At 61.7% G+C, this 14,195-nt stretch carries 9 protein-coding genes and 1 tRNA gene; 7 read left to right on the top strand and 3 right to left on the bottom strand.

The window, feature by feature from the left end; all coding sequences use genetic code 11:
• Nucleotides 1-6: 6 nt before the first annotated feature.
• Both hpnD and hpnC read right to left on the bottom strand, forming a co-directional pair.
• A complete protein-coding gene (hpnD, locus tag DENOEST_RS06130) occupies nucleotides 7-852 on the bottom strand; it encodes a presqualene diphosphate synthase HpnD (protein ID WP_145769584.1) in 846 nt (281 codons plus the stop codon).
• Nucleotides 849-1,679 (bottom strand): squalene synthase HpnC, encoded by an 831-nt coding sequence (gene hpnC, locus DENOEST_RS06125; protein WP_145769583.1) that lies wholly within the window; start codon nucleotides 1,677-1,679, stop codon nucleotides 849-851. The genes hpnD and hpnC overlap by 4 nt, the downstream gene beginning before the upstream one ends.
• A 74-nt stretch (nucleotides 1,680-1,753) precedes the next feature.
• Between hpnC and DENOEST_RS06120 the strand changes: the two genes are divergently transcribed.
• The 7 genes from DENOEST_RS06120 to DENOEST_RS06090 all read left to right on the top strand — a co-directional run bounded on the left by DENOEST_RS06120 (nucleotide 1,754) and on the right by DENOEST_RS06090 (nucleotide 11,528).
• Nucleotides 1,754-1,838 (top strand) — tRNA-Leu (locus DENOEST_RS06120).
• Between the two features lie 52 nt (nucleotides 1,839-1,890).
• A complete protein-coding gene (gene tig, locus DENOEST_RS06115; RefSeq protein WP_145769582.1) occupies nucleotides 1,891-3,204 on the top strand; it encodes a trigger factor in 1,314 nt (437 codons plus the stop codon).
• Nucleotides 3,205-3,233: 29 nt separating this feature from the next.
• The gene (gene clpP / locus DENOEST_RS06110; RefSeq protein ID WP_145769581.1) at nucleotides 3,234-3,863 is read left to right on the top strand and encodes an ATP-dependent Clp endopeptidase proteolytic subunit ClpP; all 630 of its coding nucleotides are present in this window, start codon (nucleotides 3,234-3,236) and stop codon (nucleotides 3,861-3,863) included.
• A 13-nt stretch (nucleotides 3,864-3,876) separates the two neighbouring features.
• Nucleotides 3,877-5,142, top strand: coding sequence for an ATP-dependent Clp protease ATP-binding subunit ClpX (gene clpX, locus DENOEST_RS06105; protein ID WP_145769580.1), 1,266 nt, complete (start codon nucleotides 3,877-3,879; stop codon nucleotides 5,140-5,142).
• Between the two features lie 156 nt (nucleotides 5,143-5,298).
• The gene (gene lon / locus DENOEST_RS06100; protein ID WP_145769579.1) at nucleotides 5,299-7,713 is read left to right on the top strand and encodes an endopeptidase La; all 2,415 of its coding nucleotides are present in this window, start codon (nucleotides 5,299-5,301) and stop codon (nucleotides 7,711-7,713) included.
• A 375-nt stretch (nucleotides 7,714-8,088) separates the two neighbouring features.
• A complete protein-coding gene (locus DENOEST_RS06095; protein ID WP_145769578.1) occupies nucleotides 8,089-10,335 on the top strand; it encodes a molybdopterin-containing oxidoreductase family protein in 2,247 nt (748 codons plus the stop codon).
• A gap of 158 nt (nucleotides 10,336-10,493) precedes the next feature.
• On the top strand, nucleotides 10,494-11,528 hold the full coding sequence (locus DENOEST_RS06090) for an aldo/keto reductase (protein ID WP_145769577.1): 1,035 nt from the start codon (nucleotides 10,494-10,496) through the stop codon (nucleotides 11,526-11,528).
• A gap of 88 nt (nucleotides 11,529-11,616) precedes the next feature.
• On the opposite strand, the gene DENOEST_RS06085 is transcribed toward DENOEST_RS06090, so the two are convergent.
• Entirely contained in the window at nucleotides 11,617-14,079 is a 2,463-nt protein-coding gene (locus DENOEST_RS06085) for a TonB-dependent receptor (RefSeq protein ID WP_145769576.1), read from the bottom strand.
• Between the last annotated feature and the right edge of the window lie 116 nt (nucleotides 14,080-14,195).

The raw sequence follows: 14,195 nt of genomic DNA, 5'->3' as shown, positions 1-14,195 counted from the left end.
CACCCCTCACGGCCTGATCCAGGTCTTGGTCGCCAGCCAGAGCTTGCGCAGGGGTGTCAGGGAGGTGCGCCGGTCCAGCACCATGAAGCCGTCCCGGGTGATTTCCTCCAGCAGGGTGCGATAGATGCGGGCCATGATCAGCCCGGCCCGCTGAGCCCTGCGGTCCACCGCCGGCAACTGGGCCAGGGCCCGCTCGTAGTATTCCTGGGCACGGCGGGCCTGAAACTCCATCAGGGCCTTGAAGTTGTCGCTGTAACGGGACTGGAGCAGATCGGCGGCGGGAACATTGAAGCGTTCCAGGTCTTCCACCGGCAGGTAGATGCGGCCCCGGCGAGCATCCTCCCCCACGTCGCGGATGATGTTGGTGAGTTGCAGGGCCAGTCCCAGGTCGTGGGCGTACTTGAGGGTACGCCGGTCCCGGTAGCCGAAGATTTCCGCAGCCAGCAGGCCAACCACGCTGGCGACCCGGTAGCAATAAAGGTGCAGGGCCTTGAAGTCGGGATAACGGGCCTGCTCCAGATCCATTTCCATGCCATCGATGATTTCCAGCAGGTGCTCCTGGGGCAGGGCAAAGCGTTTCAGGGCGACCGCCAGGGCCTGGGTCACCGGATGGCTGGGCTGGCCCTGATAGAGGGCGGCCACCTCAGTGCGCCACCAGGCCAGCTTGGCGGCAGCCAGCTCGGGATTGCTGCATTCGTCCACCAGATCATCCACTTCCCTGCAGAAGGCATACAGGGCCATGATGGCCTGGCGTCGGTGGGGCTCCAGGAACAGGAAGCTGTAGTAGAAGCTAGAGCCGGAGGCGGCGGCCCGCTGCTGGCAATAATCGGCTTGACTGGCGTCTTGGCTCATGGGGCGGTTCGGGGGAAAAGGGTACGCCAGGCCAGGGCGGGAGCGTCCCGGAGAGTCAGTTGGGGCCGGCGGCGAAACACATCGTACTCGACGGCCTCGATTTTATGCAGGATACGCAAGCCGCCTGCAATGATGGCGCGGATTTCCAGGCCGATCCGGCCCGGCAGGTCCTCGCCCAGGGAGGCTCCGCACAGCATCAGTGCCCGCGCCCGCCCCACCTGGAAGGCCATCAGGGCGCGGAAATTGTCGTCCACGCGCCCCGCGTGCAACGAGTCCTCGCCGACGCCGAAACGGCACAGATCCTCCTGGGGCAAATAGATGCGTCCCCGCTGGTTTTTCTTCAGGTCCACCGCCACGTCCTGCCAGTGATTGATCAATTGCAGGGCCGAGCAGATGGCGTCCGAACGACCCAGATTGGCCGGGCTGTCCTGACGGAACAGCCGCAGCAGCAAGCGCCCCACCGGATCGGCGGAGCGGCGGCAATAGTCCAGCAGTTCGGCGTAATCGGCATAGCGATCCTTGGTCACGTCCTGGGTAAAGGCGTCCAAGAGATCCCGAAACAGGCCCAGGGGCAGATCATGGGCGCAAATCACCGGAGCCAGGCGCCGAAACACCGGGTGATCCGTGGGCCGTCCTGCCTCGATGATGTCCAGCTCCCGACGGTAACCGTCCAGCAAACTCAGGCGCCGGGCTGGCGGCAGGTTGCCCTCGTCGGAAAAGTCGTCAGCGCTGCGGGCGAAACCATAGATGGCAGCCACCGGTTCCCGCAGGGCGGATGGCAAGAGGAGTGAGGCGACAGGGAAATTTTCGTAGTGATCGACAGCCATGCGCGGGAAGGCCCATGGCCAGCCGGGTACGGAGCCTGACAGTATAGGGGTGAATCGGTTAGAATCGCGGGTCGGCGAAGGTGGCGGAATTGGTAGACGCACTGGATTTAGGTTCCAGCGGGGAAACCTGTGCGGGTTCGAGTCCCGCCCTTCGCACCAGGCCCCACGCCGCCCTCAATTCAACATCCAAGCAGCCATCCAGGAATTTCTCATGACTCAGGAACAGACCCAAGCCAGCGAAGCTTCCGCGCTGGAGCGCCGTATCGACATGACCGTGGCCCTTGCCGACATTGACCAGGACGTCGATCGTCGTCTGAAGAAGCTTTCCAAGACGGTCAAGATGGCCGGCTTCCGCCCGGGCAAGGTGCCCTTCAAGATGGTGGCCCAGCAATATGGCTATCAGGCCCGCGGCGAAGCCATCGAGGCAGCCGTCGAACGGGCCTTTGGCGAGAAGGTGCGGGAACAGAAGCTCCGTGTCGCCGGCTATCCCCGCGTCGAACCCCAGTCCGGCGGCACCGATGGCCAGCTGGCATTCTCCGCCGTATTCGAGGTCTACCCGGAAATCACCGTGGCCGACCTGTCCGCCAGCGAAATCGAGAAAGCCGTGCTGACCGTGGGCGACGCGGAAGTGGACAAGACCATCGAGGCCCTGCGCAAGCAGCGCCTCACCTTCGTCGAGGTGGATCGCCCAGCCCAGAAGGACGACCGTATCGTCATCGACTTCACCGGCCGCAAGGATGGCGTGGAATTCGACGGTGGCAAGGCCGAGGATTTTTCCCTGCAAGTGGGTGCCGGCCGCATGGTGGCCGACTTCGACGCCGCCATGGAAGGCCTGAAGGCGGGCGATACCAAGACCTTCGATGTCAAGTTCCCGGATGACTACCACGGCAAGGATCTGGCTGGGCAGACGGTGCAGTTCGACGTGGTCTGTAAGCGGGTGGACGCCCCCCAACTGCCCGAAGTGGATACCGAATTCGCCAAGGTCCTGGGCATCGCCGAGGGCGATCTGGTCAAGATGCGGGAAGAAATCCGATCCAATCTGGAGCGGGAGGTCAAGAAACGCCTGGAATCCCGCGTCAAGAGCCAGGTGATGGACGCGCTGCTGGCCGCCCATCCCGTTGACGTGCCCAAGGCCCTGGTGGAAGCCGAGTCCCAGCAGATGGCCCAGAAGGCCCTGGAGGATCTGAAGCAGCGGGGACTGGCAGTGAAGGACATCCCGGTGGATCCCACCTGGTTCACCGAGCAGGCTACTCGCCGCGTGCGCCTGGGGCTGGTGGTGGCCGAAGTGGTTAAGTCCAAGGAGCTCCATGCCAAGGCCGAGCAGGTGAAGGCCGTGGTGGACGACTTCGCCCAGACATTCGAAGACCCCTCCGAAGTGGTGCGCTGGTATTACTCCCAGCCCCAGCGCCTGGCCGAAGCCGAGGCCCTGGCCATCGAGGGCAATGTGGTCGCCTGGGCCCTGGCCCAGGCCAAGGTCACCGAAAAACCCGTGGATTTTGACGAGTTGATGGGCGATGGGGCATGATGCCCCCGATGCTTGAGCGAGGAAGCCAAATGAACCGCCGTGACAACTGGGACCCCCAGGCTCTGGGCCTGGTGCCGATGGTGATCGAAACCAGCGGCCGGGGCGAACGGGCCTATGACATCTATTCCCGCCTGCTGCGGGAACGGGTGGTATTCCTGGTGGGGCCGGTCAATGACGTTACCGCCAATCTGGTGGTGGCCCAGTTGCTGTTCCTTGAGTCGGAGAACCCCGACAAGGACATCCACCTCTACATCAACAGCCCGGGCGGTTCCGTGACGGCCGGACTGGCGATCTACGACACCATGCAGTTCATCAAGCCCGATGTTTCCACTCTCTGCATCGGTCAGGCCGCCTCCATGGGCGCCTTCCTGCTGGCGGCGGGAGCCAAGGACAAGCGCTACTGCCTGCCCAATTCCCGGGTCATGATCCACCAGCCCATGGGAGGCTTCCAGGGCCAGGCCTCGGATATCGAGATCCATGCCAAGGAAATTCTTTTCCTCAAGCAAAGACTGAATGAGATGCTGGCCAAGCATACGGGCCAGGCGGTCGAGCGTATCGAGCGCGATACCGACCGCGACAACTTCCTGGCAGCCGAGGCCGCCGTGGAGTACGGTCTGGTGGACAAGGTATTGAACAACCGCGGCGAAGCCTCCAAGTAGGCAGGAGAGGAACATGGCGGACAAGAAATCGAGTGCTGAGAAATTGCTCTACTGCTCTTTCTGCGGCAAGAGCCAGCATGAAGTAAAAAAGTTGATCGCCGGACCGTCCGTCTTCATCTGCGACGAATGCATCGACCTGTGCAACGACATCATTCGTGACGAAATCAGCGTCGGCGAAGAGGAGAACCCCTCCAAGGACCTCCCCGCCCCCCGCGAGATCTGCGAGATTCTCGACCAGTACGTGATCGGCCAAAGCCAGGCCAAGCGCATTCTCTCGGTTGCCGTCTACAACCACTACAAGCGGTTGCGCCATCAGCAGAAGGGCAATGCCGATGTGGAGCTGTCCAAGAGCAACATCCTGTTGATCGGCCCCACCGGTTCGGGCAAGACCCTGCTGGCCCAGACCCTGGCCCGACTGCTCAACGTGCCCTTCGTGATGGCCGACGCAACGACCCTGACCGAGGCCGGCTACGTGGGCGAGGATGTCGAGAACATCATCCAGAAGCTGCTGCAGAAGTGTGAATACGAAGTGGAAAAGGCCCAGCAGGGCATTGTCTATATCGATGAGATCGACAAGATCTCCCGCAAGTCCGACAACCCCTCCATCACCCGCGACGTATCGGGCGAAGGGGTGCAGCAGGCCCTGCTCAAGCTGATCGAGGGCACCACGGCCTCCGTCCCCCCCCAGGGCGGACGCAAGCATCCGAATCAGGATTTCGTCCAGGTGGACACCACCAGCATTCTGTTCATCTGCGGTGGCGCCTTCGACGGCCTGGACAAGGTGATCCTCAACCGTTCCGAACGCTCCAGCATCGGCTTCGGCGCCGAGGTGCGCAGCAAGGACACCAAGAGCATCACCGAGACCCTGCAACAAGTGGAGCCGGAAGACCTGATCAAATTCGGCCTCATCCCTGAATTCGTCGGCCGCCTGCCGGTGATCGCCACCTTGCGCGAACTGGACGAGGTGGCCCTGGTGGAAATCCTGATCGAACCCAAGAACGCCCTGATCAAGCAATACCAGAAGCTGTTCTCCATGGAGGGCGTGGAGCTTGAGGTGCGACCGGGAGCCCTTCAGGCCATCGCCCGCAAGGCCCTCCAGCGCAAGACCGGCGCACGGGGCCTGCGTTCCATCCTGGAAAATGTCCTGCTGGACACCATGTACGAATTGCCCAGCATGGACAACGTGGCCAAGGTCGTGATCGACGAAGGCATGATCGACAGCCATACGCCTCCCCTCCTGATCTACGCCGACCAGCCCAAGGTCTCCGGCTCCAACTGAAACCTCTGGCGGAAGCGCGATTCGATCGGAACGAGAAGCGCCGCCATGGCCTTTCTGCCGTCGGGAATTTACAGCGCCATATTCAGGTAGTAGTCTTGAACCACGGATGACTGCCCCCATCTGTGGCTTCAGCGTATCAACCTAAAGGACAAGCCTATGTCAGGCGAACTTGATCTCCCCCAAGAGAAACTCCAACTGCCCCTGTTGCCCCTGCGCGATGTGGTGGTTTTCCCCCACATGGTCATTCCCCTGTTCGTGGGGCGGCCCAAGTCCATCCAGGCCCTGGAAATGGCCATGGAGTCCGGCAAGAGCATCCTGCTCGTGGCCCAGAAGTCCGCCGCCAAGGACGAGCCGGACGCGGGTGACATGTACCCGATCGGCTGCATTTCCAACGTGCTGCAAATGCTGAAGCTCCCCGACGGCACCGTGAAAGTACTGGTGGAAGGCGCTCAGAGGGCCCACGTCGATCAGGTCATCGACCAAAAAACGGTATTTACCGCCGAAGTCACGCCCATCGTCACCGATGAGCGGGGCAACCACGAGATCGAGGCCATGCGCCGGGCCATCCTGGCCCAGTTCGATCAGTACGTGAAACTGAACAAGAAGATTCCGCCGGAGATCCTCACCTCCCTGGCCGGCATCGAGGAAGCCGGTCGTCTGGCGGACACCATCGCTGCCCACCTGCCCCTGAAACTTGAACTCAAGCAGGAAGTGCTGGAACTGTTCGATGTCGGCGATCGTCTGGAAAAACTGCTGGGCCAACTGGAAACCGAACTGGATATCCTCCAGGTGGAAAAGCGCATCCGCGGCCGCGTCAAGCGCCAGATGGAGAAGAGTCAGCGCGAGTACTACCTGAACGAACAGGTCAAGGCCATCCAGAAGGAACTGGGAGAAGGCGAGGAAGGTGCCGATCTCGACGAGTTCGAGAAGAAGATCAAGGATTCCGGCATGACCAAGGAAGCCATGGCCAAGGCCCAGTCCGAGCTGAAAAAGCTCAAGCTGATGTCCCCCATGTCGGCCGAGGCCACGGTGGTGCGCAACTACATCGAGACCGTGCTGAATCTGCCCTGGAAAAAGAAATCGCGGATTTCCAAGGATCTGGCCACGGCCGAAAAGATCCTCGACAAGGACCATTACGGCCTGGAGAAGGTCAAGGAACGGATCGTCGAATATCTGGCCGTGCAGCAGCGGGTAGACAAGCTGAAAGCGCCCATTCTCTGCCTGGTGGGGCCACCGGGGGTAGGCAAGACCTCCCTGGGGCAGTCCATCGCCAAAGCCACCAACCGCAAGTTCGTGCGCATGGCCCTGGGCGGGGTGCGGGACGAGGCCGAGATTCGCGGCCACCGCCGCACCTACATCGGCTCCATGCCGGGCAAGATTCTCCAGAACATGGCCAAGGTGGGCGTGAAAAACCCCCTGTTCCTGCTGGATGAAGTAGACAAGCTGGGCATGGATTTCCGCGGCGACCCCTCATCGGCCCTGCTGGAAGTGCTCGACCCCGAGCAGAACCACACCTTCCAGGATCACTATGTGGAGGTGGACTTCGATCTTTCCGACGTGATGTTCGTTGCCACCGCCAATTCCCTCAACATCCCGCCGGCATTGCTGGACCGGATGGAAGTGATCCGCCTGTCCGGATACACCGAGGACGAGAAGGTCAACATCGCCCAGCGCTACCTGCTGCCCAAGCAGATGAAGAACAACGGCGTGAAGAAGGACGAGCTTTCGGTGACCGAGGATGCGATCCGCGACATCGTCCGCTACTACACACGGGAAGCCGGCGTTCGCGCCCTGGAGCGGGATCTGTCCAAGATCTGCCGCAAGGTGGTGAAGGCCCTGGTGTTGCGTCAGCGCAAGAACAAGATCGTGGTCAATGCCAAGGTCCTGGACAAGTATCTGGGTGTGCGGCGCTACAGTTACGGCGTGGCCGAGAAGGAAAACCAGGTAGGCCAGGTGACCGGCCTGGCCTGGACCGAGGTGGGAGGCGAACTGCTCACCATCGAGGCCGCAATCATGCCGGGCAAGGGCAACATCCAGCGCACCGGCTCCCTGGGCGATGTCATGAAGGAATCCGTGGAAACCGCCCGCACCGTGGTGCGCAGCCGATCCCGGCGCCTGGGCATCAAGGACGAATCCTTCGAGAAGAGCGATCTGCACATCCACTTCCCGGAGGGCGCCACCCCCAAGGACGGCCCCTCGGCCGGCATTGCCATCACCACGGCCCTGGTGTCCACCCTGACCGGCATTCCCGTGCGGGCCGATGTGGCCATGACCGGTGAGATCACCCTGCGGGGCGAGGTGCTGGCCATCGGCGGGCTCAAGGAAAAACTGCTGGCCGCCGTGCGTGGCGGCATTCGCCTGGCGCTGATTCCTCAGGAAAATGCCAAGGACCTGGCGGAGATTCCCGAGAGCATCAAGAACCGGATCGAGATCCTGCCGGTCAAGTGGATCGACCAGGTGCTGGAACTGGCTCTGGAACGAGTGCCCGAGCCCCTCCCGGAAGTGGCGGCGACGCCCGCTCTGACGAGCGAAGAAGCCGCCGCAGCAGAAAGTGCACGACTGCATCACTGATCCACAGCAGCAAGCCAAATGACAGGGGCCGGCAAATGCCGGCCCCTGTCATTTCAGGGCACAGATAAAAGACCTCCTCATAAAATCCCACGCCCGAGGAATCTGGAGGGTTTCACCGTGACAGAAGATGGATTCCTGCGTAAGCACGGAGGACTGCTCAAGTTTTGAGCAAATCTGAAGAGTTCTGGGTACCCCACAAGCAATCCATGACCGACTGAACAAGTATGGTCAATACGATCAGATCGGCCCCCCTTTTGAGCACTTTTGCCATCACCCGGCGGACTATTACCTCCCATAATTTCGGCATAGCGATGGAGGAACCTTCCCCAGGCAACGCTATCGGCCCGATTCCAGTGCATCACGAAAGGAACTTCCATGCTGTTTGGAGCCCCCAAGGTCCTTGAAAGCGAGGTTCATCACAGCCAAGAGACCCAGAAGGGAACCTGCCCCATCTGCGGCATGGGCTGTTTCGTTGAGGTCAAGATTCAGGATGGCATCCCGGTTCGAATCAAGGCTGACCACAACTCCCCCCACCCGGCGGATTGCCCCCGGGCCGGCCAGGCCAAGACCTATCACAACCACCCGGATCGTCTGAACTACCCCATGAAGCGGGTAGGCAAGCGGGGCGAAGGCAAGTGGCAGCAGATCAGCTGGGAGCAGGCCCTGGACGAGATCGCCGCCAAGCTCGGGCAGATCCGCGACGACCACGGGCCGGAAGCGGTGCAGACCCTGGGGGGCTCCTTCAAGGGTCCGGGCGACGCCGCCTGCTGGCGCTGGGGCAATCTGTTCGGCACCCCCAACATGATGCACCAGGGCAAGAACTGCGGTTCCGCCGAGTACCTGGCCGAGTGGTCCGTCTATGGCACCATCGGCGTGGTGGGCTACTGGCCAACACCCGGCGTCACCAAGACCGCCATCTTCTGGGGCGGCAATCCGCCGGTACCGGGGGGCATCGCGGCGGAGAAGGCCATCAAGGCGGCGCGCAAGGCGGGCACCAAGATCATCGTGATCGATCCACGCCGCTCCGAGGCCGCAGAGCTGGCGGACATCTGGCTGCGCATCCGGCCCGGCGCCGACGGCGCCCTGGCCTATGGCTTCCTCAATGTCATCATCCACGAAGGCATCTACGACAAGGAATTCGTCGAGAAGTGGTGCCTGGGTTTCGATGAACTGAAGGAAGCGGTCAAGGACTACACTCCGCAGCGGGTCTCGGAACTGACCTGGATTCCCGTCGAGCAGATCGTCGAAGTGGCCCGTTACTACGCCAACAACAAGCCGGGCAACATCTCCTTCGGCCTGGGCACCGTGGAGCTGGGCAACGCCACCAACGCCACCGTTTTCGGCAAGGCCTACCTGCGGGCCATCACCGGCAACCTGGACCTGATCGGCGGCCAGTTGCTGGACGACATGCCTGAGTTCATGCAGTACCGGCAGGAATTGAAGTGGGACACCCTGCTCAATCATCCCCTGCGCACCCGGGACAACGTGGGCGCCCATCTCTGGCCGGTGGCCGGCGTGCGCGGCATGAAGACCTTCCGCGAGGCCATGGCCAAGCTGAACCCCCTGGGCCCTGGTCCGGCCTTCTACATGATGTGCACGGCGCCGTCGGCCATCTGGTCCGCCATCATCGACCAGGACCCCTACCCCATCAAGGCCGTGATCACCCAGGGCACCAACTCCATGGTGGCCCTAGCCAACTCGCGCCGGGTCTATCAGGCCCTGACCAGTCCCAACCTGGATTTGCACGTGGCGATGGATCACTGGATGACGCCCCAGGCCCAGTTGGCGGACTACGTGCTACCGGCCACCGATGGCCTGGAGCGGGCCAACCTGGGCGGCATGTGGGGCTTCGGCAATGTCACTTCGGCCGCCATGCCCACGGTGAAGCCGCAGTTCGAGCGTCGGGACGATTACCAATTGTGGCGGGAGTTGGGCAACCGGCTGGGCCAGCAGGGTGAGTGGCCCGATACCCTGGAAGGCTGGTTCGACAAGCTGCTGGAGCCATCGAAGATCACCTTTGCCGAACTGGCCAGCCGGGACATGCCCTGGCTGTTCCCCGAACCGCCCCAGGAGAAGCGCTACGAGAAGACCGGCTTCGCCACCTTCTCCGGCAAGGTGGAGCTCTCCTCCAGCCTGATGCAGAAGCTGGGTTACCCGGGCATTCTCCCCTGCGAGGAACCGGGCTGGAGTCCGGTCCGCACCCCGGAGCTGTTCAAGGAATTCCCCCTGGTGATGACGGCCGGCGCCTCGTCGCCCTTCTACTACCGGTCCCAGCACAAGCAACTGGACAAGATGCGCCGGCAGCATCCCAAGGCCTTCGCCTCGATCCATCCGGAAACGGCCGCCAGCCTGGGCATCGGCGACGGGGACGCGGTCTGGGTGGAGACCCCCATGGGCAAGGTGAAGCAGTGGGCCAAGCTCAACGACACCCTGCACCCCGACGTGGTCCATGCGGATGGCCTGTGGTGGTATCCGGAGCAGGAGGCCTACGAGCCCAATCTGTCCGGGGTCTGGGAGTCGAACATCAATTCCATCATTCCCGACGATCATAACTTTGCCAGCTTTGCCGGCGACAATCACCTGCGTGCCCATATCTGCCGGATCACACCAGTCAACGACTGACATCCAGTAGGGGCACACCTCGTAAAAATTGGACTGGTGACGCCTGGATCGCGATCGCATCGGTTATGCTGCCTCCGGTTCGGGAGCCCCCATAGGGCGGCCTGCCGCCTGGCAGCCACCCGGACTTTCCAAAATCAACTTCACCACGGACAAGCATCATGCGCTACAAGCTTTTTGGCCGCTCCGGTCTCAGGGTCTCCGAACTATGTCTGGGAGCCATGACCTTCGGCCGCGACGATGGTTTCTGGCAATTCGGCAGCGATAGCGCAGAAAGCCGGAAGATATTCGACGCCTTCACCAACGCCGGAGGCAACTTCATCGACACCGCTTTCGTCTATGGCAATGGCCGTAGCGAGGAACTGGTGGGGGACTTCGTCCGGGCCGACCGGGATCATTTCGTCCTGGCCACCAAGTACTCGTCCTCCCTGGAAGGGGACTTGTCCAAATCCGGCACCAGTCGCAAGAACATGATGCGCTGTGTGGAGCAGAGCCTGCGCCGGCTGAAGGTCGATTGCATCGACCTCTATTGGCTCCACGTCTGGGACGACACCACGCCCATCGAGGAGATCATGCGAGGCCTGGACGATCTGGTGTCCGCCGGCAAGGTGAACTACATCGCCATCTCCGACACACCGGCCTGGCAGATCAGCCGCGGCAACATGCTGGCGGACCTGCGGGGCTGGGCGCCCTTCATTGGCATCCAAGTGGAATACAGCCTCCTGGAGCGCACTGCGGAGCGTGATCTGCTCCCCATGGCCCACGCCCTGGACCTGGGCATCACAGCCTGGTCGCCCCTGGCCGGCGGCATGCTCACCGGCAAGTTCCTCGATGGCAAGGGCGAGGGTCGGGGCCAGCACCAACCCATGACGGATCGGCAGCGCACGGTAACGGCGCTGGTTGTGGAGATTGCAAGGGAACTCGGCTGTACACCAGGTCAGGCAGCCCTGGCCTTCATCCGCCAGCAAGACCGGTTCGGCACCATAACTCCTATCATCGGCGCCCGTACCTTGCCCCAGCTCCAGGACAACCTGGGCTGCCTGGCGGTGACCCTGAGTCCGGACCAGTGGCAACGACTGGAGCAGGCCACTGCACCGGACCTGGGCTTTCCTCATGCCATATTGCAGGCCCCGATGATCCGGGACATGGTACTAGGCGGTCAGTCAGATCGTTTCGACAACCACCGGGCGCCCTGAGCAAGGCCTCGCCAAGAAAAGACGGGCACCCGGAGGCGCCCGTCAGACCTGTTGGCCGGGAGCGGAAACCCGCTCCCGGGGTTTGGGTTTACCACTTATAGCCAAAGGACAGGCCGTAGGTGCGGGGTTCGGTCCAAGTGGCAACACGGTAGTAGCCCAAGTCGATGTTATTGACCACCTTCCGGACGTCGGCCAGGTTCCGTACCCACAGGGAGACATCTGCCCGACCCGGCCCGCCCACCGGCACACCAGCCAGTATCAGGCGTCCGTTGATCAAGGTCCGGGACGGAATCGTCGTCGTTCCCACCCAGTAAGAGCCCCCGGCGTTCGGTGCGTCCAGATTGATATTTGAGGGAACGTTGTACATTTGTGCAACGTAGTTGATATCCATCGTGCCACGCAGGATGCCCCATGCGGTCTTGGCCAGGCGCCCATCCACATTGAAATTCAGGGTGTGTTTGGGCGCATAGGCAACCTTGGTGTTGCTGGCACGGTCCACTTGGACAGCGGGATTGCAAGGGCCGTATCCGCCCGCAGCGGTGAAGCACACCTGGTCATCCAGGTATTTGTCGTACTTGGCGTCCACATAGCCCCAACTGGCACCGACGCGCCAGCCATCAACCACCACCAACTGGCCTTCCAGTTCGAGACCCTGGTAGGTACCCTTGCCGGCATTCACGACAATGGAACTGGTGGTGCCGGGAACCAAACGGTTGGTTTGCATGTTATCCACCTTGTTCTGGTAGATGGCGCCATTCACCTGGGCTTTGCCATCCCAGAAATTGGCCTTGAAACCCAGTTCCATCGTGGTGGACTTTTCCGGCAGGAAGGCTGTCGTCCTGGCGGACGTTACCTGGGCCACAGAACTGCCTCCGGCTTCGGCGGGGAAGCCGCCGGAACGAAAACCCTTGGCGATGCGGCCGTAGACATTCAGCCCCTCATCCACCTTGTAGCTCAGACTCAGGGCCGGCGTGGTGGCGGCGAAGGAATGCTTGGCTGCCGCATGGAAAACCGCTGGGGAAGCGACAGTAGTGGCACCGGTGGGTTGCTTGGACAGATCCAGGGCCATCGTCGGCGATAGCACCTGGAGAATGTCCCCTGCATTGGTGGTTACCGGTATCGGGCCCGGGGCGAAAATGAACGCCGGCAAACCTGCTGCCGTCATCGATCCGCTGAAGGAAGTCCCTGTGCCATAAACGCTCGAATCCACCCCCTTCTCGTCGATGGAGCGGCGGATGCCGACGCTGCCGGACCACTTGTCGTTGAAAGCATAGTCCAACTGGGCAAAGAGAGCCTTCGCATCCACGCTGCCGTAAAAGTCCGGCGCCTGGAAAATGGTGCCGCTGGCCACGTTGATCATCATCGGGTTGTAGGTATGGCTGTCTTCCTTGTAGTCGTAGTAGCCCAGGACATAACTCAGACGATCCACGCTGCCCACCCACTGCAGCTCATGGGATTGGGTCTCAAGGTGGGTGTCCCGCTTGTAGGAATAAATATTGGCGGGAAGGCCATCCATGTCCAGTTGGTCGCCCCAGTGCATCTTGCGATCGGCAAAGATGTACTTGAATGTGTTGTTGTCATTCACCCGATAGGACAGAGTCATGGCATGGTTGTGGGTCTTCATCTTTTCCCATTCCGCGAAACCCGGGGTGGTGTTTCTGGAACTCGGGAACTCATCGGAGGCGCCGGCGATGATGGCGGCGCGCCCGCCATAAGTGATATTGGAACTCGAATTGGTGGCCACGGGGCCCCGCCAGCCAAAGGTCGAGTAAGAGGAAACCGGTAGGGGGACATTGTCCACGTTGGTATGATCGAAGACGTAATAGGCCTGAAGCTTCGGCGTGACATCCAGGTTGGCCGCCAGGCGATAGGTCTGCTTGTCCACCTTGCCGGCGTCGGGACCATTCTGATTGCCGACATAACCGTCTCGGGTTTCGTTGCGGGCCGCAAGATTCAAGCGCAGGGCACCCATCTTGGGAAGATCGACCGCAATCCGCTGGATACTCTGACCATAGTTGCCAACATCAATGCCGACGGTACCGCCAAACACACCGCTGGGCTTGCGGGTCACGAAATTGATCGCACCGGCCAGGGTATTGCGACCGAACAGGGTGCCCTGGGGACCGCGCAGCACTTCCACCCGTTCCAGGTCCACGATGTCAAACAGGCCGCCCTGGTTCTTGCCGGCGTAGACGCCATCCACATAGGTGCCGACCGCCGTATCCAGGAAAATCGAGGGAGCGCCGCTGGCGCTGCCTCGAATGGAAATGATGGACATGGTGCTGTTGCCCGAATTGCCGTAGGTCACCATCAGGGTGGGCGCCAGGGAGCTGAGATCCTTGCTGCCCTCGATGCCCCGGGTTTCCAACTGGGCGCCACTGATGGCTGAGACGGCGATAGGCACGTCCTGCAGGCGCTCGGCCCGTTTCTGGGCAGTAATGATGACCTCTTCCAGCTTGGCCCCATCGGCGCTGGCTGTGCCTGCATAGACAGCCGCCAGCAACAGCGGCAAAGCCCGTATGACATATGTTCTGTTCTTTTGATAACGCATTACAACCCTCCTTACAATTTATAAAACCCGGTATGCGCAAATCCGCGTGATTGCGGTCAGCCGGGATGGTGGTGATGACATCGACACTGATCGCCAGACCCCACTCCATGAGAGTG

Origin of the sequence: Denitratisoma oestradiolicum (assembly GCF_902813185.1) — a bacterium.
GTDB classification, from domain to species: domain Bacteria; phylum Pseudomonadota; class Gammaproteobacteria; order Burkholderiales; family Rhodocyclaceae; genus Denitratisoma; species Denitratisoma oestradiolicum.
Note: the sequence above shows the minus strand (reverse complement) of the source record. Positions and strands in the feature narration are given on the sequence as shown.

Bases quoted from the DNA above. Each gene is read 5' to 3' on its own strand.
- hpnD (WP_145769584.1), bottom strand. From the start codon at position 852: ATGAGCCAAGACGCCAGTCAAGCCGATTATTGCCAGCAGCGGGCCGCC.
- hpnC (WP_145769583.1), bottom strand. From the start codon at position 1,679: ATGGCTGTCGATCACTACGAAAATTTCCCTGTCGCCTCACTCCTCTTG.
- tig (WP_145769582.1), top strand. From the start codon at position 1,891: ATGACTCAGGAACAGACCCAAGCCAGCGAAGCTTCCGCGCTGGAGCGC.
- clpP (WP_145769581.1), top strand. From the start codon at position 3,234: ATGAACCGCCGTGACAACTGGGACCCCCAGGCTCTGGGCCTGGTGCCG.
- clpX (WP_145769580.1), top strand. From the start codon at position 3,877: ATGGCGGACAAGAAATCGAGTGCTGAGAAATTGCTCTACTGCTCTTTC.
- lon (WP_145769579.1), top strand. From the start codon at position 5,299: ATGTCAGGCGAACTTGATCTCCCCCAAGAGAAACTCCAACTGCCCCTG.
- DENOEST_RS06095 (WP_145769578.1), top strand. From the start codon at position 8,089: ATGCTGTTTGGAGCCCCCAAGGTCCTTGAAAGCGAGGTTCATCACAGC.
- DENOEST_RS06090 (WP_145769577.1), top strand. From the start codon at position 10,494: ATGCGCTACAAGCTTTTTGGCCGCTCCGGTCTCAGGGTCTCCGAACTA.
- DENOEST_RS06085 (WP_145769576.1), bottom strand. From the start codon at position 14,079: ATGCGTTATCAAAAGAACAGAACATATGTCATACGGGCTTTGCCGCTG.